Annotated in this window: 23 protein-coding genes; 17 read left to right on the top strand and 6 right to left on the bottom strand. The window is 46.6% G+C overall.

Features of this window, described 5'->3' with window-relative positions; genetic code table 11:
* Positions 1-12 precede the first annotated feature (12 nt).
* The 9 genes from GCU39_RS13780 to spo0A all read left to right on the top strand — a co-directional run bounded on the left by GCU39_RS13780 (position 13) and on the right by spo0A (position 9,631).
* Positions 13-894, top strand: a complete 882-nt coding sequence (locus tag GCU39_RS13780) for a polyprenyl synthetase family protein (RefSeq protein ID WP_152397236.1) — start codon at positions 13-15, stop codon at positions 892-894.
* Positions 895-1,039: 145 nt separating this feature from the next.
* The gene (locus tag GCU39_RS13775; protein WP_152394051.1) at positions 1,040-1,645 is read left to right on the top strand and encodes a hypothetical protein; all 606 of its coding nucleotides are present in this window, start codon (positions 1,040-1,042) and stop codon (positions 1,643-1,645) included.
* 1 nt (position 1,646) lies between these two features.
* Positions 1,647-3,536 carry a 1-deoxy-D-xylulose-5-phosphate synthase gene (dxs, locus tag GCU39_RS13770; RefSeq protein WP_193726922.1) on the top strand — a complete coding sequence of 630 codons (1,890 nt, stop codon included), beginning with the start codon at positions 1,647-1,649 and terminating at the stop codon, positions 3,534-3,536.
* A gap of 14 nt (positions 3,537-3,550) precedes the next feature.
* Positions 3,551-4,405 carry a TlyA family RNA methyltransferase gene (locus tag GCU39_RS13765; RefSeq protein WP_152394049.1) on the top strand — a complete coding sequence of 285 codons (855 nt, stop codon included), beginning with the start codon at positions 3,551-3,553 and terminating at the stop codon, positions 4,403-4,405.
* Positions 4,406-4,535: 130 nt separating this feature from the next.
* Positions 4,536-4,970: a hypothetical protein gene (locus GCU39_RS13760; RefSeq protein WP_152394048.1), complete on the top strand. Its 435-nt coding sequence runs from the start codon at positions 4,536-4,538 to the stop codon at positions 4,968-4,970.
* Between the two features lie 8 nt (positions 4,971-4,978).
* Positions 4,979-5,428: a transcriptional regulator AhrC/ArgR gene (gene ahrC, locus GCU39_RS13755; RefSeq protein ID WP_152394047.1), complete on the top strand. Its 450-nt coding sequence runs from the start codon at positions 4,979-4,981 to the stop codon at positions 5,426-5,428.
* 25 nt (positions 5,429-5,453) lie between these two features.
* On the top strand, positions 5,454-7,175 hold the full coding sequence (gene recN / locus GCU39_RS13750) for a DNA repair protein RecN (protein ID WP_152394046.1): 1,722 nt from the start codon (positions 5,454-5,456) through the stop codon (positions 7,173-7,175).
* 107 nt (positions 7,176-7,282) lie between these two features.
* Entirely contained in the window at positions 7,283-8,611 is a 1,329-nt protein-coding gene (gene spoIVB, locus GCU39_RS13745; protein WP_152394045.1) for a SpoIVB peptidase, read from the top strand.
* A 198-nt stretch (positions 8,612-8,809) separates the two neighbouring features.
* Positions 8,810-9,631, top strand: a complete 822-nt coding sequence (gene spo0A, locus GCU39_RS13740) for a sporulation transcription factor Spo0A (protein WP_152394044.1) — start codon at positions 8,810-8,812, stop codon at positions 9,629-9,631.
* 469 nt (positions 9,632-10,100) lie between these two features.
* On the opposite strand, the gene GCU39_RS13735 is transcribed toward spo0A, so the two are convergent.
* A complete protein-coding gene (locus GCU39_RS13735; protein ID WP_152394043.1) occupies positions 10,101-10,391 on the bottom strand; it encodes a hypothetical protein in 291 nt (96 codons plus the stop codon).
* On the bottom strand, positions 10,361-11,191 hold the full coding sequence (locus GCU39_RS13730) for a hypothetical protein (protein ID WP_193726921.1): 831 nt from the start codon (positions 11,189-11,191) through the stop codon (positions 10,361-10,363). The genes GCU39_RS13735 and GCU39_RS13730 overlap by 31 nt, the downstream gene beginning before the upstream one ends.
* Positions 11,192-11,363: 172 nt before the next feature.
* Between GCU39_RS13730 and GCU39_RS13725 the strand changes: the two genes are divergently transcribed.
* The gene (locus tag GCU39_RS13725) at positions 11,364-11,792 is read left to right on the top strand and encodes a hypothetical protein (RefSeq protein ID WP_152394041.1); all 429 of its coding nucleotides are present in this window, start codon (positions 11,364-11,366) and stop codon (positions 11,790-11,792) included.
* Between the two features lie 67 nt (positions 11,793-11,859).
* Here the strand turns inward: GCU39_RS13725 and GCU39_RS31520 are convergent, their stop codons facing one another.
* Positions 11,860-12,030 (bottom strand): hypothetical protein, encoded by a 171-nt coding sequence (locus GCU39_RS31520; protein WP_193726920.1) that lies wholly within the window; start codon positions 12,028-12,030, stop codon positions 11,860-11,862.
* 426 nt (positions 12,031-12,456) lie between these two features.
* On the opposite strand from GCU39_RS31520, the gene GCU39_RS13720 reads away from it, so the two are divergent.
* On the top strand, positions 12,457-13,569 hold the full coding sequence (locus GCU39_RS13720) for a C40 family peptidase (RefSeq protein ID WP_152394040.1): 1,113 nt from the start codon (positions 12,457-12,459) through the stop codon (positions 13,567-13,569).
* A 287-nt stretch (positions 13,570-13,856) separates the two neighbouring features.
* Here the strand turns inward: GCU39_RS13720 and GCU39_RS13715 are convergent, their stop codons facing one another.
* On the bottom strand, positions 13,857-14,141 hold the full coding sequence (locus tag GCU39_RS13715) for a DUF2627 domain-containing protein (RefSeq protein ID WP_152394039.1): 285 nt from the start codon (positions 14,139-14,141) through the stop codon (positions 13,857-13,859).
* 165 nt (positions 14,142-14,306) lie between these two features.
* Between GCU39_RS13715 and lpdA the strand changes: the two genes are divergently transcribed.
* The 5 genes from lpdA to lipB all read left to right on the top strand — a co-directional run bounded on the left by lpdA (position 14,307) and on the right by lipB (position 20,317).
* Complete coding sequence (gene lpdA, locus GCU39_RS13710; RefSeq protein WP_152394038.1) at positions 14,307-15,728, top strand: dihydrolipoyl dehydrogenase; 1,422 nt, start codon at positions 14,307-14,309, stop codon at positions 15,726-15,728.
* A 117-nt stretch (positions 15,729-15,845) separates the two neighbouring features.
* Positions 15,846-16,874, top strand: coding sequence for a thiamine pyrophosphate-dependent dehydrogenase E1 component subunit alpha (locus GCU39_RS13705; protein WP_152394037.1), 1,029 nt, complete (start codon positions 15,846-15,848; stop codon positions 16,872-16,874).
* Entirely contained in the window at positions 16,874-17,857 is a 984-nt protein-coding gene (locus tag GCU39_RS13700; RefSeq protein WP_152394036.1) for an alpha-ketoacid dehydrogenase subunit beta, read from the top strand. Before GCU39_RS13705 ends, GCU39_RS13700 begins: the two co-directional genes overlap by 1 nt.
* A gap of 163 nt (positions 17,858-18,020) precedes the next feature.
* The gene (locus GCU39_RS13695; RefSeq protein WP_152394035.1) at positions 18,021-19,340 is read left to right on the top strand and encodes a dihydrolipoamide acetyltransferase family protein; all 1,320 of its coding nucleotides are present in this window, start codon (positions 18,021-18,023) and stop codon (positions 19,338-19,340) included.
* A 287-nt stretch (positions 19,341-19,627) separates the two neighbouring features.
* Entirely contained in the window at positions 19,628-20,317 is a 690-nt protein-coding gene (gene lipB / locus GCU39_RS13690) for a lipoyl(octanoyl) transferase LipB (RefSeq protein ID WP_152394034.1), read from the top strand.
* On the opposite strand, the gene prli42 is transcribed toward lipB, so the two are convergent.
* A complete protein-coding gene (prli42, locus tag GCU39_RS13685; protein WP_152394033.1) occupies positions 20,306-20,407 on the bottom strand; it encodes a stressosome-associated protein Prli42 in 102 nt (33 codons plus the stop codon). The two genes, lipB and prli42, sit on opposite strands and share 12 nt — an antisense overlap.
* 92 nt (positions 20,408-20,499) lie before the next feature.
* On the opposite strand from prli42, the gene GCU39_RS13680 reads away from it, so the two are divergent.
* Positions 20,500-21,624, top strand: a complete 1,125-nt coding sequence (locus GCU39_RS13680) for a M20/M25/M40 family metallo-hydrolase (RefSeq protein WP_152394032.1) — start codon at positions 20,500-20,502, stop codon at positions 21,622-21,624.
* A gap of 33 nt (positions 21,625-21,657) precedes the next feature.
* Here the strand turns inward: GCU39_RS13680 and mciZ are convergent, their stop codons facing one another.
* A complete protein-coding gene (mciZ, locus tag GCU39_RS13675; protein WP_152394031.1) occupies positions 21,658-21,822 on the bottom strand; it encodes a Z-ring formation inhibitor MciZ in 165 nt (54 codons plus the stop codon).
* Positions 21,823-21,884: the final 62 nt, after the last annotated feature.

The raw sequence follows: 21,884 nt of genomic DNA, 5'->3' as shown, positions 1-21,884 counted from the left end.
TTTACAACCTATATGACAAGATCCAGAACAGCGGTGGAAGAGGCGCTCAAAAACAGTATTCCGGCTGGATGGGACATGCCTGCATCCTTACGTGAATCGATGTTGTACTCATTGCTTGCAGGCGGCAAACGCATTCGTCCGATCCTCGTTCTTGCGGCAGCGGAAGCTGTTGGCGGCGCGGCAATAGTTCCAGCTGCAATGCCCGTTGCGGGCGCAATCGAGATGATCCATACGTACTCGTTAATTCATGACGATCTGCCAGCGATGGATAATGACGATTATCGCCGCGGGAAGCTGACGAATCACAAGGTGTATGGGGAAGCGATGGCGATTCTCGGCGGCGATGCGCTCTTAACGCACGCTTTCCATCAGGTTGTTCAAGCATCGAAGCAGCATCACATCCCTGCGGACCAGGTGCTGGCTATCGTTGATGAGCTCTCTCTTATGGCTGGTGCGAAAGGCATGGTTGGCGGACAAGCCGCGGATATGATCGGCGAGCAAGGTATTACGTCGCTCGAACAGCTTCAATACATTCATCTACATAAGACAGGTGATCTCATCGTCTTCTCGCTTCGTGCAGGCGGACGGATTGCGGGCGCGTCAGAGGAACAACTCACGGCCTTGGAGACTTTCGGACGGCAGATCGGATTGGCATTCCAAATTCAAGATGATGTGCTCGATCTGATTGGAGATGAGCAGAAGCTCGGCAAGAAGACGCAAAGTGATGTGGCGCAGAGCAAAGTGACCTATCCATTCTTTATCGGGATCGAGGCGTCGCAGGTGGAGATCGAGCGGTTGACGCGGGAAGCTAAAGAAGCGATTGAAGGCGCGAACCTTATGAACCCGCAGCGACTCATCGAGTTAGCTGATTATTTAATGAAACGCGACCATTAATTGCTGCGTATAAAATACAGTATTATGATATAATAAGTCGTACGTAGAGTGGTACAGTATTCTAGTCAGTCTACCGTTTCTGAAGGCGGGGCTAAAAATTCGCTAAAGGGCACATCGATGAAGTTCCTGGTGTTGGCTTCCCACAATGAAATTTTCATTGAAGCACTCCATGAAATGGAGTATTTTTATTTCTATTATTACATTTATATTGGCCTGTATCTTTTCGGTTATTTCAACAACGGTCTTGTCTGGTGTCGGATTTGGTGTAGGTGTTATCATCGTCTTACTGCTCATCCTCATTGGCATCGTGTTCGATATGATGGGCCTGGCGGCAGCAGCTGCGAGCGAGAAACCATTTCACGCGATGGCAGCAGAACGTGTCAGGGGCTCGAGACAAGCAATTTATATTATCCGCAATGCGGATTGGTTCTCAAATATTTGTAATGATGTCATCGGCGATATGACGGGGGTCATCAGTGGTGCCGCTAGCGCGCTCGTCGTCGGTAATTTGCTTCTCTCCATGGATCAAGGCAATGAAATCATTCGAATGGTCACGAGTGTTGTATTTGCAGGATTAGTATCTGCACTCACGGTTGGAGGTAAGGCGGTTGGCAAAAGTTTTGCGATTCACTACGCCACTGCGATCGTGCTCTCGATCGGGAAGTTCTTCGATCTATTGGAACGAAGACTCCACATTCGAATTTTCACTAAGAAAAAAAGCAAACCGAACAATGGAAAGCGAGGAAAATAACGTGTTACTCGAACAGATTAATCAACCTAACGATTTAAAGAAATGTTCGGTTGAGGAGCTCGCTCAATTGTCGGGAGAGATTCGTCAATTTTTGATCGAGAAACTATCGGTCACAGGGGGACATCTTGCGCCGAACTTGGGTGTTGTCGAGCTCACGGTTATTTTGCATTACTTGTTTGATAGTCCGAAAGATAAAATCATCTTTGATGTGGGGCATCAAGCTTATGTGCACAAAATTTTAACAGGTCGTCGAGACCAGTTCGATACGCTTCGCAAATATAAAGGATTGTGCGGCTTCGTCAAACGCTCCGAGAGTGAACATGACGTCTGGGAAGCCGGGCATAGCAGTACCTCCTTGTCTGCGGCGATGGGGATGGCGACAGCACGTGATCTCAAAGGGGAAGATAACCGTGTCATCGCTGTGATTGGCGATGGTGCGTTAACCGGCGGGATGGCGTTCGAAGCGCTGAATCATATCGGGCATGAGAAGAAGAATTTGATCGTGGTGTTGAACGATAATGAAATGTCGATCGCACCCAATGTTGGCGCAATGCATCATTACTTAGGTAAAATTCGTTCGGACAAAACATATAAACGCGCCAAAGAAGAGCTCGAAAGCTTCTTGAAGAAAATTCCTGCCATCGGCGGTAAACTCGCGAAGACAGCAGAGCGTCTAAAGGACAGCTTGAAATATCTTGTCGTATCGGGCGTACTATTCGAGGAACTCGGGTTTACATATCTGGGTCCTGTCGATGGGCATGATCTTGGATCGTTGCAAGATACGTTTAAGCAAGCAAGTCAGGTGAATGGGCCCGTACTCGTGCATGTCCTAACGACCAAAGGAAAAGGCTACTCTCCTGCAGAAGCAGATTCTCATAAATGGCACGGCATTACGCCGTACAAAATTGAGTCGGGTCAAGTGGTAAAGGCTGTAGGGAACCCGATGTATACGGAAGTGTTCGGCGATGCGATCATTGAGCTTGCTGAACAGGATCATCGAATCGTTGCTATTACGCCTGCGATGCCTGGCGGGTCTGGGTTGATGAAATTCGCAGCGCGATTCCCGGATCGAATGATCGACGTTGGGATTGCGGAACAGCATGCTGCAACTCTATGTGCAGCGATGGCGATGGAAGGCATGAAACCGATCTATGCGGTTTACTCAACATTCATGCAGCGTGCGTACGATCAGATTGTCCATGACATTTGCCGTCAAGACGCGAATGTGATCTTCGCAATCGACCGTGCAGGCTTCGTCGGCGCAGATGGCGAGACCCATCAGGGGGTGTACGACATTTCCTTCATGCGGCATATTCCGAATATGGTGATGATGATGCCGAAGGACGAAAATGAACTGCGGCATATGTTGAAGACGGCTGTGGAATATAACGATGGACCGATTGCAGTTCGTTACCCGCGTGTGAATGGAGTCGGTGTGGCATACGATCCTGTGATGACGCCAATTCCTATCGGTCAATGGGAAGTACTGCGTGATGGCGAATCTTTCGCGATTGCAGCGATTGGCCCGATGGTTCAAGTTGCGCTTGAGGCTGCAGAGCAGCTGAAACGGGAAGGGCTGAATGTCCGTGTAATTAACGCGAGATTCATTAAGCCATTAGATGGAGCGATGCTGCAGCAGCTTGCTAAGGAGCGAATGGATCTGATCGTACTTGAAGAGACTGCTCAAATGGGTGGACTTGGTAGTGCGATTCTGGAGCACTTCGCCGAACATGATATCTACGATATGCGTGTGAAGCTCATGGGAATTCCGGATTACTTCGTTGAACATGGCAGCGTAAAGGAACAACGTCAAGAAGTTGGTCTGACCGTTGAACATGTCATGGCTGAGATTAAGAAAATGAAACCGCGCATTCGGTCGCGAGCGAAATAGAAGAGGGAAATGGCATGTCTGAACAGAAAGAGCGGCTTGACGTTCTGCTCGTTGAGCAAGGTTTTTTTGAAAGTCGTGAGAAAGCGAAAGCCGCTATTATGGCGGGGATCGTGTTGAACAAAGATGGAGAGCGGTTAGAGAAAGCCGGTTCGAAGATTCCGCGTTCTACAGAACTACGTGTAAAGGGGCAGCTGCATCCTTATGTAGGACGGGGCGGGTTGAAGCTAGAGAAAGCGCTCCGTTATTTCGAGATTGATATGAACGATCGTGTGATGCTGGATATCGGTGCTTCGACGGGTGGATTCACCGATTGTGCATTGCAGCATGGCGCAAGTTATGTCTATGCGATTGATGTAGGTTATAATCAGCTGGATTGGTCGCTGCGGAACCATGAGCGTGTGAATGTCATGGAGCGAACCAATTTCCGGTATACGACGCCGGCAGATTTGACAGGGCCAAAGCCCAATATGGCATCGATTGATGTATCGTTTATTTCACTCAAAATCATTCTACCGCCTCTTATTGAGTTGCTTGAAGCACCTGCACAAGTTGTAGCGCTGATCAAGCCGCAGTTCGAAGCAGGGCGTGAGAAGGTTGGAAAGTCAGGAGTTGTGCGTGAACCCAAGGTTCATGCAGAGGTACTGACCTCCATTCTGACTTTCGCGTCTGAATTAGGATTTAAGCTACAAGGCCTAACCTTTTCCCCGATCACCGGTGGAGAAGGGAATATCGAATTCCTGGCATGTTGGGAATGGAAGGGACCATCCGACGTGCAAGGCGGAGCTGAACCGTTGGATGAAGCTGGTATTGCGGCAGTCGTCCAAGAAGCAGCGAACACGTTTACAGGAAACTCATCCACCAAAGGGTGAGTTTCTTTTGCTTGAGGCCACAATATGAAGGATAGCCTTCCTGATCTGTCTTGAAAAAAAGGAAATTGGTGCGCAGCCTCGAATATATTTCTCGAGGTGATTCGTAATGGGACACAGTGATGGAATTGTCATGATTGGAATCGTGGTAATCGCTGTACTATGGGCTTATTTTGGACTTAGAAGATGGCTGCATTCCCCACTTCGTACGAACTACTCAAGCGTGCCAATCCATGCCGATATGAATGAGCAGACCGTTGCTTACCAACTTATGGAACAGGACGGTTATGAGATCATCGGCGGTAAGGTTCGAATCCCATTTTATTTTCTTGTGAATGATATACAATTAGATAGCCGTTTATTCGTGGATTACGTTGCCAGGCGGGATGGACAGACCTATCTGGTCAAGGTGGCGCGTGATCGTAAGCCCATCGAGTGGACGGCCAGCAGCGTAAGAGATCGGCTGTTGCCTTATTTCCTGCTATATAGCGACATCGATGGCATCCTCTATGTCGATGAGAAGGAACAGCAATTACAACAAATACATTTTCAACTTGAAGAAGAGTGAGGGATTTTATGAAGGGAAATCGACATATCAAAATACGTGAAATTATTACGAATCGTGAAATTGAGACGCAAGATGATTTGGTGGAGGCTTTACGTTCTTCTGGTTTTCATGTGACACAAGCGACGGTATCGAGAGATATGAAGGAATTGCATTTAATTAAAGTGCCCATGGATGATGGACGTTATAAATATTCTCTACCGACGGATCAACGGTTCAATCCGGTGCAGAAGCTAAAACGGGCGCTTGTCGACAACTTCGTGCATATTGATTCGACGAATAATTTGATTGTCATGAAGTGTCTACCAGGTACGGCGAATTCCATTGCCGTTTTAATGGACAGTATCGAATGGACGGAGATTATGGGAACGATTTGCGGAGACGATACCATGTTAATCATTTGCCGGACCAAAGAAGATAGCGACAAGATCGTTGGGCAAATCATGTCCTTTATTTCATAATTTTTGCGTACTTGGGGGTGGCTGGATGTTAGCGGCAGTATCAATACGAAATCTGGCAGTGGTTGAGGCGGTAACCGTCTCTTTTCATAACGGATTTCATGTACTGACAGGGGAGACCGGTGCGGGTAAATCAATTATTATTGATGCGTTAAGTTTAATCATTGGCGGGCGTGGATCTGCGGATTTGGTGCGGTACGGATGTGATAAGGCAGAAGTTGAAGCTTTGTTCGAATTGCCTCCGGATCACCCGGTCTGGTCCGTCATGGCGAATCTGGGGATTATGGCTTCGGCCGAGGAACATTTGGTCATTCGTCGTGAACTCAGCTCACAAGGGAAGAGCATGAGCCGCATTAACGGGCAATTGGTGAACTTATCGATGCTGCGCGAAATCGGCGAACATCTGGTCAATATCCATGGTCAACATGAGCATCAATCACTTCTAAAAGTAGATCAGCACTTGTCCTTGCTTGATACGTTCGGCGAAGCGACAATTGGACCGGTGAAAGACGCGTACCAGCAGGTCTATGCGCGTCATTCCAAGCTGCGCCGAGAGCTGCAGGAGCTTGAGGATTCCAGCCAGAAAGCTTACCAGATGTTGGATTTGTATCGATTCCAGATCGAAGAAATATCGAATGCCGGACTTAAAATCGGTGAAGATGAGCTGCTCGCAGAGGAGAAACGCAAGCTCGCGAATGCCGAGCGAATGATGGACTCTGTTAACGACGCTTATGGACAAGTGTATGGAAATAAAGGGCTAGACGCCATTGGCAAGGCTGTAACGAAGTTAGAGGATATTATGTCCTTTGATTCACAGCGGCTTGGACCGATCGTGGAACAGCTACAGTCCGCTTTTTATCAGATTGAAGATGTTGCATTCCAGCTGAGGGATTATCGGGAAGAAATTGAATTCAATCCGATTCGTCTTGAGGAAGTGGAGCAACGTTTAGATATGATCTCATCGTTCCGCCGGAAGTATGGAGATAACGTCGAGGAGATCTTGAATTATCTCGAGCGGATTCGTAAAGAAACAGATATGATTGAGAATAAAGATGAGATGATTCAGAAGCTGCAGCAGCAAGTGGATCAGGAGTTCGTGGAGCTGGTGAAACAGGCTGGAGAACTGAGTGCACTTCGCAAGCAATGTGCGGAGCAGCTCGCCTCTCAGATGGAAGCAGAACTGAAGAGTCTTCAGATGGAACGGACTCGGCTTGAGGTCAAACTGGAGAGGATGGAAGCGCCGGATGGCCTTGATGTTGATGGCGTGCCTGTCAGATTCACGAAGCATGGTTATGATTCGGCAGAGTTTCTCATTTCTCCAAACCCTGGAGAACCTTTGCGATCGTTACATAAAATTGCGTCCGGCGGAGAATTGTCCCGGATGATGCTTGCATTGAAATCGATATTCGCTGCCATTGACCGTGTTCCGGTCTTGGTCTTCGACGAAGTGGATACAGGCGTAAGTGGTCGCGCTGCACAATCGATTGCGGAGAAAATGTCGTCCTTATCCCGTCAATGTCAGGTCTTTTCGATTACGCACTTGCCGCAAGTGGCTTGTATGGCGGATCATCACTATTTAATCCAGAAAAATGTCTTTGAAGGGCGCACCATGACTCAGGTCGAAGAGCTTGTGGAAGACGGGCGAATTAAGGAATTAGCGCGGATGCTTGGCGGTGTGGAAATCACCGAAAAAACACTTCATCACGCGCAAGAAATGTTAATTTTAGCGGATACAAGGAAAGCAGTCTAGGAATCATTTGCAGTAATAAAACGCTCTAGCCAAGGTTATCTTAAAGGTACGCAATTGGCGACAACCTTTCTCGTCAAGCGATAGAAGGAAAGGGAGCGTGTGACATCTTGAACTCCAAGCAGAGCAAAAGATTTTTTGGTCTTTTACTTGTCTTCTTCGTTTGTATGCTTAGTACAACGGCACCTTTTCAGTATTTCTCAACGTTTCCGAGCGAAATTAGGTTATTCTCGGGACAACAGAAGGAACTCCGGCTGGATATGCCGGTGATGGCGCAGGCGGTGATTGATCGGCCTGATGTCATTCAGGTGAATGGAACAGCACAGCCGTCTCAGAACGTCTCCTTGAGGGAGCCGATTCGTCTGAAGACGCAGCAGAGCGGTCAAGCGGAACTGAAGCTACGTTTATTCGGCAAAATTCCGTTGAAGACCGTAAAAGTGAATGTTGTTCCTGATCTGAAAGTCATCCCAGGCGGTCAGACCATAGGTGTCAAAGTGAAATCAGCCGGTATTCTGGTTGTCGGACATCATCTGGTTGCCGTGAAGGGACAGCGTAAAGTGTCACCTGGCGAGGATGCGAACATTCAGATGGGTGATTTAATTACACGGATGAATGGGAAGTATCTCAATGATGTCACCAAAGTTGCTCCGATTGTGAATGCCGCCGGCGAGTCCAAACAGCCGATCGAGCTGACGATCAAGCGGAATCAATCCGAGTTCACGACCAAGCTTGTTCCCGCTTATGATGTAGAGGAGAAGACTTGGCGTCTTGGACTCTATATTCGGGACTCGGCCGCTGGTGTTGGGACGCTGACTTTTTATGCTCCGGATCAGGGCGTATTCGGCGCCCTAGGGCATGTCATTACGGACATGGACACGCAGACCCCGATCGTGGTTGGGGATGGCGAAATTGTTCAATCGAACGTTACCTCCATCTCGAAGAGCCAGAACGGGGAACCCGGTGAGAAGAAAGCGTATTTCCTCAAAGAAAGCAAAGTTCTTGGGAATGTTGAGCGAAACACGCATTTCGGTATTTTTGGTAAAATGAAAGAGAATCCCGATCACAGTTTGTTTAAAGAAGGAATTCCGGTTGCTTTTGCCGAGGATGTGAAGATCGGTCCAGCGCAGATTCTTACCGTTATTGAGGGGCAACAAGTGGAACGCTTTGATATTGAAATTGCGCATGTGACGCACCAATCAAGTCCAGCGACCAAAGGCATGGTGATTCGCATTACTGACCCGCGGTTGATTGATAAGACGGGTGGGATTGTACAAGGCATGAGCGGTAGTCCAATTATTCAGAATGGGAAATTAATCGGCGCCGTCACTCATGTATTCGTCAATGATCCGAAATCCGGCTATGGCTGCTTTATTGAATGGATGCTGCAGGACGCAGGCGTGATGCTGCGATCCTCGAACTCAAATCTTAAGGCGAGCTAGCTGCCTTAAGATTTTATTTTTTGTCGAATCGAAGCGAACGATGTAGTGAATTGTAGCAAAATAATCATTATAAAATATTTTGTGAAAAAAATAAAGAAAATAATTATTCGACAGAAGGAATTTAATGGTGTATGTCGAATTTCTATTCTCGGACAGGTAAAAAAAGAAAATTTTACAAGGATTAAGGGAGGATATCGTGTGCAAAAGATCGAGGTGTTATTAGCAGACGACAACCGGGAATTTACGAACTTGTTGGCAGAGTATTTTTCGGAGCAAGGAGATATGAGCGTAGCAGGCATAGCTTATAATGGGGAGGAAGTATTACGTATCATTGAAGAATCCCGTCAGGTTCCTGATGTGATTATTCTAGATATTATTATGCCGCATCTGGATGGACTTGGCGTTCTAGAACGGTTGCGTGAGATGAATTTGAGTCCACAACCAAAAGTTATTATGCTGACGGCATTTGGTCAAGAAAATATTACACAACGCGCCGTACAGCTTGGAGCTTCCTATTACATACTTAAACCGTTTGATCTGGAAATTCTTGCGAATCGTGTTCGTCAATTGGTGGGCTCGCAGAGCCTGAGTTCCTCCGCTAGCAGTATGCCAATCTCGAATACCGTAAAATCGTCTAGCAATGTGGTGCCGATCGCCAAGGGCGGTAAGAACTTAGACGCGAATATCACATCCATTATTCATGAAATTGGTGTACCTGCCCACATCAAAGGATATCAATATTTACGCGAAGCGATTACCATGGTCTACAATAACATCGAAATTCTCGGTGCGATTACGAAGACATTGTATCCTGCGATTGCTGAGAAATTCAAGACAACGCCTTCCCGCGTCGAGCGCGCGATTCGCCATGCGATTGAAGTGGCTTGGACGCGCGGCAACATCGACAGCATCTCGTACTTATTCGGTTATACGATCAACATCTCAAAGTCGAAGCCGACGAATAGCGAGTTCATCGCGATGGTGGCGGATAAGCTGCGGATTGAGCATAAGGTGAGCTAAGACGTATAGATGGCCACAAGATCATAAATGAACACCACCGCTAATGTATTGGTTGATGATAATCACTACATTAGCGGTGTTTTTATGTAGATAAATAAGAGAAGGGATGCCTTATCAATGATCAAATGAGGTATATCCAGGGTGATGATACTTGCGCTGTTGTTGAGCATTTCGCTAGGTGTGAACGTGAGTGTACTCTCACCTATTGCAGAAGCTGCCGCAAGCAGTGTAGTGTGGATCAAAAACCTCATTGGAGCCCCCATAGGCGCTACAGTCACCGTTCTGATCGGTACTCCATGACCGAATGGCTGGGTGATTATCAATCAAATAGGTTCAAAAATGACCATTAAATACACAGGATAATTCCAGAATGATCATGATGGTCACAGATAAATTGCGGACTGAGCAAGGTTAGCATATGATATTGAATTAAGAAAGGCTGCGATTTTGCAGCCTTTTCACATGTCAGCTAGATGGTTTCCATATGAATACTAAAGCTGGTATCGGCTTGATTCACAGTACCAGCGGCGATTGCTTGCACGGTCGTTCGACCATTGGATGGGATATAGATTGGGGCAGGAAATAAAATATTTGTACTCTGACCGGTAGTATTGGTAGCGGAGCGTCCGATTACTGTATTCTTGTCCGTATTCGGCGTGACGAGCAGCTCGAAGGAAACGTCATTCTTGAAGGAGCCAAATACCCATTGATGAATATAGCCTCTCCCATTCACAGGCACATGGATTCGTCCGCTTCGCACGAACGGCGACCCGTAGGTATGGAGGCGAAGGTGGTTGTCTCGGCTGTATTGGTCAAGCTAATATTGCCAGCAGCTGTGCCATTATAGGTTCCGACTTGGGTAATGCAGAAGAAATCGAGATACTTCCAAGTTGTTACCGTGTTAACCCTTGTTGTGCCTGACATGGTGACGGTCTCGTTAGCTCTTAGCCCGTTAGCGTCGATTCCACTAATAAACACTTTCTGTGCGCTGGTTCCTGCTGCGGAATCATTCGTAGAGGATGAGAAGACCTGAAGAATCAAGCCATTCGCATTTACACCGGCAGGTTCTGTTGTGAAGCCTTCATCTAGAAATTGTTGCGTCGTTGTGGATACATTCTCTAGAAAACCTAATCGATAATACAATCGACTGGTTGTATTCGTTCCTAAGTTCGTTAGTTCTGCGAGATATTGAAGGAAGGATTTAGAATTGGTGTAAATGGGAGCATCATCAGAAGTAATTGGGATGGTATTCAACGCGCTGATTCCCGTCATATCCGGATCTAGCACACTGCTGATGTTTGTTATCAATCGTTTCATGGTCGATATTTTCTCACGATCGTCTAGCGTAGCATGTGCCATTTGGTAATCGATGATACCCTGATAATCATGCAAGTTGTTCGTGATCGAACGAAGCGTGTCGTGATTGTCGCGATAGGTTTGATAGATTTCCTTCATTTGCACATTATTATGTTGTACTTCTGTTAAGATATCTCTGAGTTGATTGTTCATCTGATGGAGTTCCTGTATGAACTCTTGAATGAGACGCTCGTGCAATGCCAAATCTATCACCTTCTTTTACTATATTGTTGTAATCAGTATATACATGTCGGCAGAGAATAGAGTGGGGGACAGTGTAGCGATATGTTGGATTTTCTGCTGCATTTCCTGTATCATGTCAGTTAAACTTGATTATCATAACCTACTATTATTGGCATAGGGAGAGTAAATGGAAATGGAATCACATGAATCGAATATAGAACAGAAATTAACGGATCTTACACGGCAAATCCATGCGTTGGATGAGAAATTAAATGTGATTCTCGATTTTTGTCTCAAACAGAACGGAATGACACAAGAGCTGAAGTCAGATATAAACGGTTTGAAGGAAGAGGTTAAATCAATGAAAATGCTCTCGATCATGAACCATGATGCTAGAGCAGAGCATGCGGGTGTCGTAACTACGGGGGGATTTGCAACTGCGGGGATGCCCCAGCTTAACGTATCAGCACCAACTGCACAGCGTAGCGTGTGCCCCGAATGTGGAGCTGTTGATCAGATGGAGCAGATTAAAGATACTATCTACGATGAGCATGGTCATGTCCTTCGTGCGGATGCTCCTGCATTAGAATGTCAAATTTGCGGTGAGATCGTTCATCTATAAAGGTCTCTTCATGAAGAAAACCGTTCAGTTTAGGATACTGGACGGTTTTTTTGTGTGGTTCAAATGCTTATTGTTGATCATTTGTAGATTGTGCAGCAGCCGAAGACTGATTTGTAAAAGCTTCAGCCGCTTCTTCGGCCGAAAATTCCGTATCGGATTTGTTCGCAACAGGCAGTTTATTCAGCTCCGTGGATTGGACATCCGCTTTCGAAGCTTGATTGTGGGAATTTTGATTCATGTAGACACCTCCTTTATTCCATAACAGCCTTAGGTTTCCTCGAAATAGGATTTTCATGCACATGATATGGCGATACATTTCCCACATTTTTGCTAGATATTATTTCCTATTTCAATCTTTAATTTACAATATTGTAATTTTTCATTATTTTATGCAATCCAGTATCTAACATTCATTTACATAATCAAGTGGTTTTAACGACTAAAGTCCTAAAATAAAAGTTACAAAAACGTAACTAATATGAATTTAGTCCGATAGTAGGTTTGGAAGACGACTGGTATAGTTAATAGAGTAAATGGAAGTGAATCAAACAACTAAATAGTAAAAGTTATTGTTGCAATATTTTAACAGTATTAATCCAATCACATCACATTCATAAGCGATACTGCGAATCGCAGGATCGGACAACTAGGAGGATACATAATCATGAAAAAGATGTTATTAGGCCTTATTATGTGTACGATGGCATTCCAAATGGGCGCAACCACAATCAGTGCAGCTAGCGCGCCAGCCGCTAATCAGAAAGCGAATGGGGTACAAGCTTCGAACACACTGAACTCGCTTGAAGACGAAAGTGACCCGGATGTACCGGATTTGGAAGAAGTGACAACCTATTCCGCAGTATCATCTAGAGCGGTTCAGAAAGCTGCAGCGGGTGCCAAACTTGCAACAGTGAAAAATCAGGTCAACCTGCGCGTAGGGCCATCTACAGCAACGAAAGTACTCCGTAATTTACCAACTGGCGAGAAAATAACGATTCTTGGTCAAGCGAATGCAAGCTGGTATCATGCGCAAGATAGCTTAGGAAATATCGGTTATTTGAGTACAGCTTCCAAATACCTTAATATTACGGGAAATGCGGAATCTGGACGCATTGTAGCCAGCGTTAATTTAAGAAACGCGCCATCGACGAACGGAAAGATCATTAAGAACCTAAAAGCTGGTCATGTCGTAGGCATCCTGAAAAAAGTTGATGCAAACTGGCTGCAAGTATGGGATGGCGAAGGTAAGGTAGGGTACATAAGTTCAAGCAATAAATACATCGATATCGGCGGTCAAGTTACTACTCCACCAACAACTCCGCCAACTTCGTCCTCTTCACGCGTGGAGAAGGCCATTTCGACAGGAATGAAGTATTTAGGTGTTCCTTATGAGTTCGGTTCGAATCGGAATACGACGTCAACGTTTGATTGTTCTGACTTTGTGAGACAAGCCTACAAAGAAGCGTTAGGAATCGTATTGCCTTCGGACTCCCGTAAGCAGGGTGCTTGGGTCAAGAGCAATTCGACAGCGAAGAAGAGCATTAGCTCCTTGAAACGTGGCGATCTTATGTTCTTCATGTCGTACAAAGGCTCCAAGGCATCCAATTATAGCGGTGTGAATAAAGATACAGAACGCATCACTCATGTTGGGATTTATCTAGGCAATAATCAAATTTTACATACCTATTCAAAGAAATCAGGCGGCGTCCGCGTTGATACGATCAAGAATACAGCTTGGGAACATCGCTTCTTGTTCGGCGGTAGTGTCGTTCAATAGAACTAGCATAAATGGGGTAAGCCCTCTGAACCAGCAATGGAATCAGGGGGCTTGTTGCGTCGCTGGGAACCTCTACTGGGCAGCAGAGGGCGCATTCTCTCCGAACAATCTGACAGATGATTCATTAGCATTGTTCGAAGCCTTGGAAGCAGCGGTAAAGCCCAAGAAAAAAACGTCGAAAAAGAAGATGAATAAACCCCTTACTTCGCTCACGTCACAAAAGACGATGGCTTTGAAGCAAGGGGCTAATAGATCATAAATTATGGAATTCTACCGCAAAGCAAGTGTTATCCTTGCGATCTCGCACGTTTCTTCTTAAATCGCGGTGCGACATAATTGCGTTTACGGTCGCGATAAAATGTCCATCCGCCAATGAAGACGATACCGAAGGCAAAGAGGACAAGCCCGCCAAGGAATGGCAGCCATGTAAAGTCCGGCGATATGCCAGTATTGCCATGGTCTGAGAAATAGTTGAATAAAGCATCCTTCATAAGCAGAAATCCGTAGGTCGCAGCGAGACCGGGGATTACGAGCAGCAATATTGCGATAAATCTAGAGATCATTAGTTTCATAACTTGCCCTCACCCTGAATTTGTATATATTTCTATCATACAATGGATAGGATAGGTTGTCTAATGAAAGAAGCTCACTTGGTAAACACCTCAAAACAAGGTACAATAGTCACAGGAAAACGAAGATGAAATGAATGTTTACATACCCGGGAGGTTCGAGAAACGATGGCATTGAATTATGATGTAGCAGTACTTGGTGGCGGGATTGGCGGCTATACGGCAGCGATACGCGCAGCCCAACTCGGTAAGAAAGTGGCGATCATTGAGCAAGATTTACTCGGTGGCACATGCCTTCATCGTGGCTGTATCCCGAGCAAAACCTTTTTAAGGAGTGCAGAAGTGTTCGCGACGCTCCAGGAACGTGAGCAATTTGGTATCTATGCGGACAATATTTCCGTACAATTTGATAAAATCCAGCAGCGCAAAGCAGGGATCGTGAATCAGCTCCATCGCGGCGTAGTGTACCTCATGCAAAAAAATAAAATTGATGTAATTCAAGGTAAGGGACGCGTGATTGGGCCGTCGATTTTCTCGCCGAAGAGCGGTGCTGTGGCGGTAGAGCTGCAGGATGGTGAGATGGAGACGATTGTTCCGACGAATTTGATCATTGCGACAGGTTCGCGTCCTCGGACGCTGCCAGGTATTGAGATTGATGGCCAATATGCGATGACAAGTGATGAAGCGCTTGATATGAAGGAGCTGCCGAAGTCGATCATTATCGTTGGCGGCGGCGTCATTGGCGCGGAGTGGGCGTCCCTTCTGAGCGACTTTGGCGTTGAAGTGACCGTCGTTGAGATGGCTGCTCACTTATTACCGACAGAAGATCAAGAGCTAGGCAGTGAGCTACAGCGATTACTTAAAAAACGCGGTGTTCGTGTGCTTACAGGAGCAACGCTCCATCCTGAGAGTTATAGTACCGAACAGGGCCGCGTTCATATTCAAGTCACGGTGAAAGGATCGCAAGAGACGCTCCAAGCTGAGAAGCTCCTCTTATCTGTAGGTCGACAAGCGAATGTCCACCAGATTGGACTTGAAAATACAGATATCAAAGTGGATCGCGGCGTGATCGTCGTGAACGAATATATGCAGACGACCGAACCGCATATCTATGCTGTTGGCGATGTGATCGGAGGTCTACAGCTAGCACACGCAGCAGCCCACGAAGGGATCGTGGCAGCGGAGCGTATTGCAGGTCTCCATCCGCATCAAGCAGAATCGCATCTCGTACCGCGTTGCATCTATACTCGACCTGAAGTTGCAAGTGTAGGTTGGACGGAGAAGCAAGCGATCGAGCAAGGCAGACAAGTGAAGGTAGCGAAAGTCTCCTATAAAGCGATTGGCAAGGCTTTGGTCTACGGCGATAACAACGGGTTCGTGAAGGTCATTGCGGATCAAGAGACCAATGACATTCTAGGTGTTCATATGATTGGACCTCATGTTACCGACCAAATCTCGGAAGCTGTACTTGCTCAGATTCTAGATGCGACGCCATGGGAAGTAGGCCAATCGATTCACCCGCATCCAACGTTGTCGGAAATTATGGGCGAAGCCATGCTTGCGATTGATGGGAAAGCAACGAGTATCTAGACAAGTCTGGATTAAAGAACATTTTCTTTTTTTCTGAAAAGGGATTATAATAAGTTTATCTCCTAGTCTTAGTACCAGGTTATAAAACCAAACGGGAAGAAAAAGGATGGTGTTTACGTGAATTCAGAAACTTCCGTACAACAACAATCAAAACATGAATTGCTTGGACTAAACGATCAGCAAGTCATTGATATGTACAAATATATGCGTATGGCTAGAATGTACGATGAGCGTTGTCTTGTCCTTCAGCGGGCGGGGAAAATTAATTTCCACGTATCAGGGATTGGACAAGAAGCAGCGCAAGTGGCTGCTGCATTCGCTTTGGATCGCGAGAAAGATTATTTCCTTCCTTATTATCGGGATTATGGATTTGTCCTTGCTGCAGGCATGTCTTTGAAGGAGCTTATGTTATCGCTCTTTGCCAAAGCAGAGGACCCGAACAGCGGCGGACGTCAAATGCCGGGTCATTTCGGTCACAAACGGCTGCGGATTGTAACGGGCTCAAGTCCTGTAACAACCCAAGTGCCGCATGCTGTGGGTATTGCGCTTGCAGCCAAGATGAAGAAGCAAGACCATGTGTCATTCGTTACATTTGGCGAAGGATCAAGCAATCAGGGAGATTTCCATGAAGGCTGCAACTTCGCAGGTGTCCATAAATTGCCTGTCATTATTATGTGTGAGAACAATCAATATGCGATTTCGGTGCCGGTACATAAACAGTTGGCTGGCAAAGTGAGTGACCGTGCGCTAGGTTACGGATTCCCAGGTTTCCAAGTCGACGGGAATGACGCACTGGAGGTCTACCGTGTCGTGAAGGAGGCGCGCGAGCGTGCGATTGCCGGCGAAGGACCAACCTTAATCGAAGCCATGATGTATCGTCTCTCACCGCACTCGACATCGGATAATGATCTGCTCTATCGAACAAAGGAAGAAGTGGAAGAGAACCGGAAGAAAGACGGGATCGTTCAATTCAAGAACTATTTGGTGTCATGCGGAATCTGGTCGGAAGAACAAGAGGCTGATCTGACAGCCCTAATTGCGAAGCAAATCAAAGAAGCAACGGAATATGCAGACAATGCGCCATTCCCGAAACCGGAAGATACGCTGCTTCACGTGTATGCGGAAGAGGGAGAGGTGAATGCATAATGCCAGTTATGGAATATATTGATGCCATTCGTCTTGCGATGCGAGAAGAGATGGAACGCGATGAGAATGTATTTCTTCTTGGAGAAGACGTCGGAAAGAAAGGCGGCGTATTCACGACGACAAAAGGTCTATTAGATCAATTTGGAGAAGCAAGAGTACTTGATACACCTTTAGCAGAATCAGCGATCGCGGGCGTGGCGATTGGGGCAGCAATGGTTGGCATGAAGCCGATCGCCGAAATGCAGTATTCGGATTTCATGTTCCCAGCGACCAATCAAATCATTAGTGAAGCGGCTAAAATCCGCTATCGTTCGAATAACGATTGGACATGTCCTGTCGTGATTCGTGCACCGATCGGCGGAGGGATCTTTGGCGGATTGTATCATTCCCAATGCCCTGAATCTGTCTTTTTCGGAACGCCTGGGCTGAAGATTATCGCTCCGTACTCTGCGTATGATGCGAAGGGGCTGCTCAAAGCAGCGGTTCGTGACCCGGATCCGGTTATTTTCTTTGAGAATAAGAAATGTTATAAGCTGATTACAGGCGACGTTCCGGAGGACGATTATGTCGTGCCGATCGGCAAAGCCAATGTCCTTCGTGAAGGAACGGATATTACCGTCATTAGTTATAGTCTTCCTCTTTATTTTGCGATGCAAGCAGCTGAGGACCTTGCGAAGGAAGGCATTAGCGCACATATTCTAGATTTGCGTACCATCCAGCCGCTCGATAAAGAAGCGATTCTTGAAGCTGCGAAGAAGACGGGAAAAGTGCTCATCATCCATGAGGATAACAAAACAGGCGGCGTCGGAGCTGAAGTATCCGCAATTATTTCCGAGGAAATGCTATTCGAGCTAGACGCGCCTATCATGCGCCTATGCGGTCCAGACGTCCCTGCGATGCCAATTAGTCCGCCAATGGAACGGTTCTTCATGCTTAATAAAGATAAAGTCCAAGAGGCAATGCGCAAGCTGGCATTATTCTAACCACAATAAAATTTCGCAGCTAAGGGAACCTTCAGATCCTAATTGGCGATTCAACCTACCTCTATACGCGGTCGCACATTGACGTGCCCCGTTAGAGGTTTTCTCATGGTTTGATCGCTTGGCTCTGCGATACGTATATTGAAAAAGTTCAGGAGATGAGAGTATGTCAAAACCTACTACATTCGTAGAGATTACGATGCCGCAATTCGCTGAATCGCTCGTATCAGCAACGATTGGAAAGTGGTTGAAGCAGCCTGGAGATCCAGTGGAGCAGTATGAGCCCCTCTGTGATGTCCTTACGGATAAAGTTAACGCTGAGCTGCCATCAACTGTAGAAGGGATTCTGCGTGAGATTCTCGTGGAAGCCGGAGAGACGGTTGATGTGGGCACAGTGATTGCATATGTGGAAGTTGCAGGTACAGGAGTGGAAGCGGCACCGGAAACGTCTGGTGGCACGGCTTCGAGCGAAGAGCCTGTATTACAAGGCGATCAGAGTATGAGACACCGTTATTCACCGGCTGTACAACAACTTGCTGGTGAACATGGTGTTGACCTGAATCAAGTGATTGGAACCGGATTAGGCGGTCGCATTACACGGAAAGATGTTCTTCAGTTCGTGGAACAAGGCCAATCGGCCAGCAAAAATACAGCAGCAGAGTCGGCTCCAGTATCGAATCAAGGGGTATCCTTCAATCCTGTCGTCCCCGTTCGTCATTCAGGATTGCATTTGTCCGAGTCACCGCGCATTCCGAAGATCGAAGTGGAGAAACAACAGACAGTCGGGAGCAATGAGTATTTCATCGATGTAACGCCAATTCGCAACACCATTGCACGCAACATGCGTCAAAGTGTAACCGAAATTCCGCATGCTTGGACGACGATTGAGGTGGATGTGACCAATCTTGTGGTACTGCGGAACAAATACAAGGAAGAGTTCATGCGTCGGGAAGGCATTAACCTCACATATCTGGCGTTCTTGCTTAAAGCTGTTGTCAATGCGATCAAAGACTATCCGATCATCAATTCCGTCTGGGCGGTTGATAAAATCATCGTGAAGAAGGATATTAACTTATCCCTTGCGGTCGGCACGGAAGATTCGGTTCTTACGCCGGTCATTAAAAAAGCCGATACGCTGAATATTGCCGGACTAGCGCGTGAAGCGGATCGTCTTGCGAAAGCGACACGTGCAGGGACATTGAAATTAGATGACCTGCAAGGCGGAACGTTTACCATTAACAATACAGGGTCCTTTGGCTCCATTCTGTCTTATCCGATCATCAACTATCCGCAAGCGGCGATTCTGACCTTCGAATCGATCGTCAAACGTCCTGTCGTGATTAACGACATGATTGCGGTTCGCTCGATGGCGAATCTTTGTCTGTCGCTTGACCACCGGATTCTAGACGGCGTCATTTGCGGCCGCTTTTTGCAGCGTGTCAAAGAGAATATGGAAAGTTATGATCTCGATACTAAATTGTACTAAATTTGCTTGTTCAGAAAGTCGGCTTTTCAGCACCTGAAAGTTTTCAAAGAAAACTTACATCGTAAGAATATGCTCAGGTTGCGTGAACGCGAAGGGCCTATGCTTCCGTAGCGAGTTTTTCTTCGAATTTTAGAGGCACGGAGTTTAGGCAAAACCTAAATGAGTACCGGACTTCGAGGGTGAGGGCAAGATTCGATGTCGATTGGCTACATGAAATACTTCGTGATCAAAAGATGACTTTTTGAACAACCTATAAGTGTACTTTGGAAAGCGTGTGAAACAATAACATGAGTCAGACACTACAGGTCCATTACTATCCGATGATGGAATACGGTCAAGCGTGGGATATGCAGAAATCGCTTGTGAAGCAAATCGATCGAGAAGAGGTTCCCTCTTCTCTGATCCTGCTCGAACACCCGCCGACCTACACCATTGGTTCGCAGCGTCATCCAGAACATTTATTACTAGATGAGTCTGAATTGCAGGAAAAGGGTATTACTGTATTCGAAATTGATCGCGGCGGCGATATCACATACCACGGTCCAGGACAATTGGTGGGGTACCCACTTGTCATTTTGGATGGGGAAAAGCTTGATTTGCGCGGATATTTAAGACATTTGGAGCAAGTCATTATTAATTATCTGGCAAAATACAATATCGAGGGAAGCCGTAAGCCTGAATATACGGGTGTATGGGTTGGAGATATGAAAATAGCCGCGATCGGAGTCAAGTTCAATAAACGCAGACACCGGCGCGGCTTCGTGACGAGCCATGGATTTGCTTTTAACATTAAATCCGGGATCCAACATGAAGGATTCACGGGAATCGTCCCTTGCGGCATTCAGCAGTACGGCGTCACTTCGCTCGAAGATATAACGAATTTGCCGTTTACCGTGGAGCAAGTCGCTTCCGAGATCACTCCATACTTCTTAGATGAGTTCGGATTTGAACTTGTCCAGCCGTCATCAGGAGTATAGGAACGGCTCAATGACCATGAAGAGGGTTGATCCTACCATAGCGGCCAGCATAATATAAATGACAACGCGAAACCATTTCTTTTGATTCATTGTGGATGGATTCTCCTTTAACTAGAGTTGAATGTTTGAGTTTGTCGGGTTGAGTTCTATTTTAACGCATGAAGACACGGGAGGGAAGTCTGATGGTACAACAAGAACGATTAGTGCAGCAATTTATCAACCTGGTTCAAGTGGATAGTGAGACGAAATATGAACAAGAAATCTCCAAGGTGTTAAAACAGAAGTTCACGGATCTCGGCTTATCGTGGACAGAAGATGATGCTGCAGAGAAAACAGGTCATGGGGCGGGGAACTTGTTCGTGATGCTTCCGGCAACGATTGGACAGGAACATCTCCCGACGATTTTCTTCACGTCACATATGGATACGGTGACTCCAGGAAAGGGGATTAAGCCTAGCATCGGAGAAGACGGGTACATACGAAGCGATGGCACGACGATTCTCGGCGCGGATGACAAAGCAGGTCTTGCTGCGATGTTCGAAGCGATTCAAGTGATGCAAGAGAATCATATCCCGCATGGACCGATTCAATTTGTCATTACCGTAGGCGAAGAGTCTGGATTGTACGGTGCGCGTTCAATGGATGCGAAGCACATGGTGGCTAAGTATGGCTACGCGCTTGATTCGAACGGTGAAATCGGCGGCATTGCGGTCGCTGCACCTACGCAAGCGAAAATCTTCATGAAAATCTATGGAAAGTCTGCGCATGCGGGCGTGAATCCAGAGGATGGCATTAGTGCGATTCAAGTGGCAAGCAAAGCGATTTCACGTATGAAATTAGGACGTATTGATCACGAGACGACAGCCAATATCGGGAAGTTCGAGGGCGGCGGCGCAACGAATGTCGTGTGCGACTTTGTTCAGATCGATGCAGAAGCGCGCAGCATTGTCCAAGACAAAGTGGAAGCGCAAGTCGCTTCGATGAAAGAGGCCTTGGAATCGGCGGCGGCTGATATGGGGGCGCGTGCGGAATTCGAGCATGTGATTCTGTATCCTGCTTACAAATACACGGAGCAAGATGAAGTAGTACAACTGGCCATGAAGGCGATTCAGAATATCGGTAAGACACCGCGAACGTTCCATACAGGCGGCGGCAGCGATGCAAATATTTTCAACGGCTTTGGGATCCCAACGGTTAACTTATCCGTAGGTTATGAAGATATTCATACGACCAAAGAACGAATTAAGATTGAAGATATGGTGAGCTTGACCCAGCTGGTCATCGAAATCGTCAAATTAGTAAAATAATGTGTCTAAACTCCTTAACGATGCGTTCCATCGTTAGGGAGTTTTTGGGTTTTTAGGCGAAAGGGATATCCGAGCTTGGATAAGGGAATGCAAGGATGTATGACGATCGTTGTTTTTATGCAGCTCGCGAAGATGATGGCGAATTTCCCATGCTTTACCGACCATTTGCATTTGTTCCTGTGCGACATACATTTTCATTCCGATTGTCCCCCTGAGATTAAGGTTTTGGGTTTGCAAATTTGATATAATTCAGTCATATG

The organism is Paenibacillus guangzhouensis (assembly GCF_009363075.1).
In the GTDB taxonomy this organism is placed as follows: Bacteria; Bacillota; Bacilli; order Paenibacillales; family Paenibacillaceae; genus Paenibacillus_K; species Paenibacillus_K guangzhouensis.
Note: the sequence above shows the minus strand (reverse complement) of the source record. Positions and strands in the feature narration are given on the sequence as shown.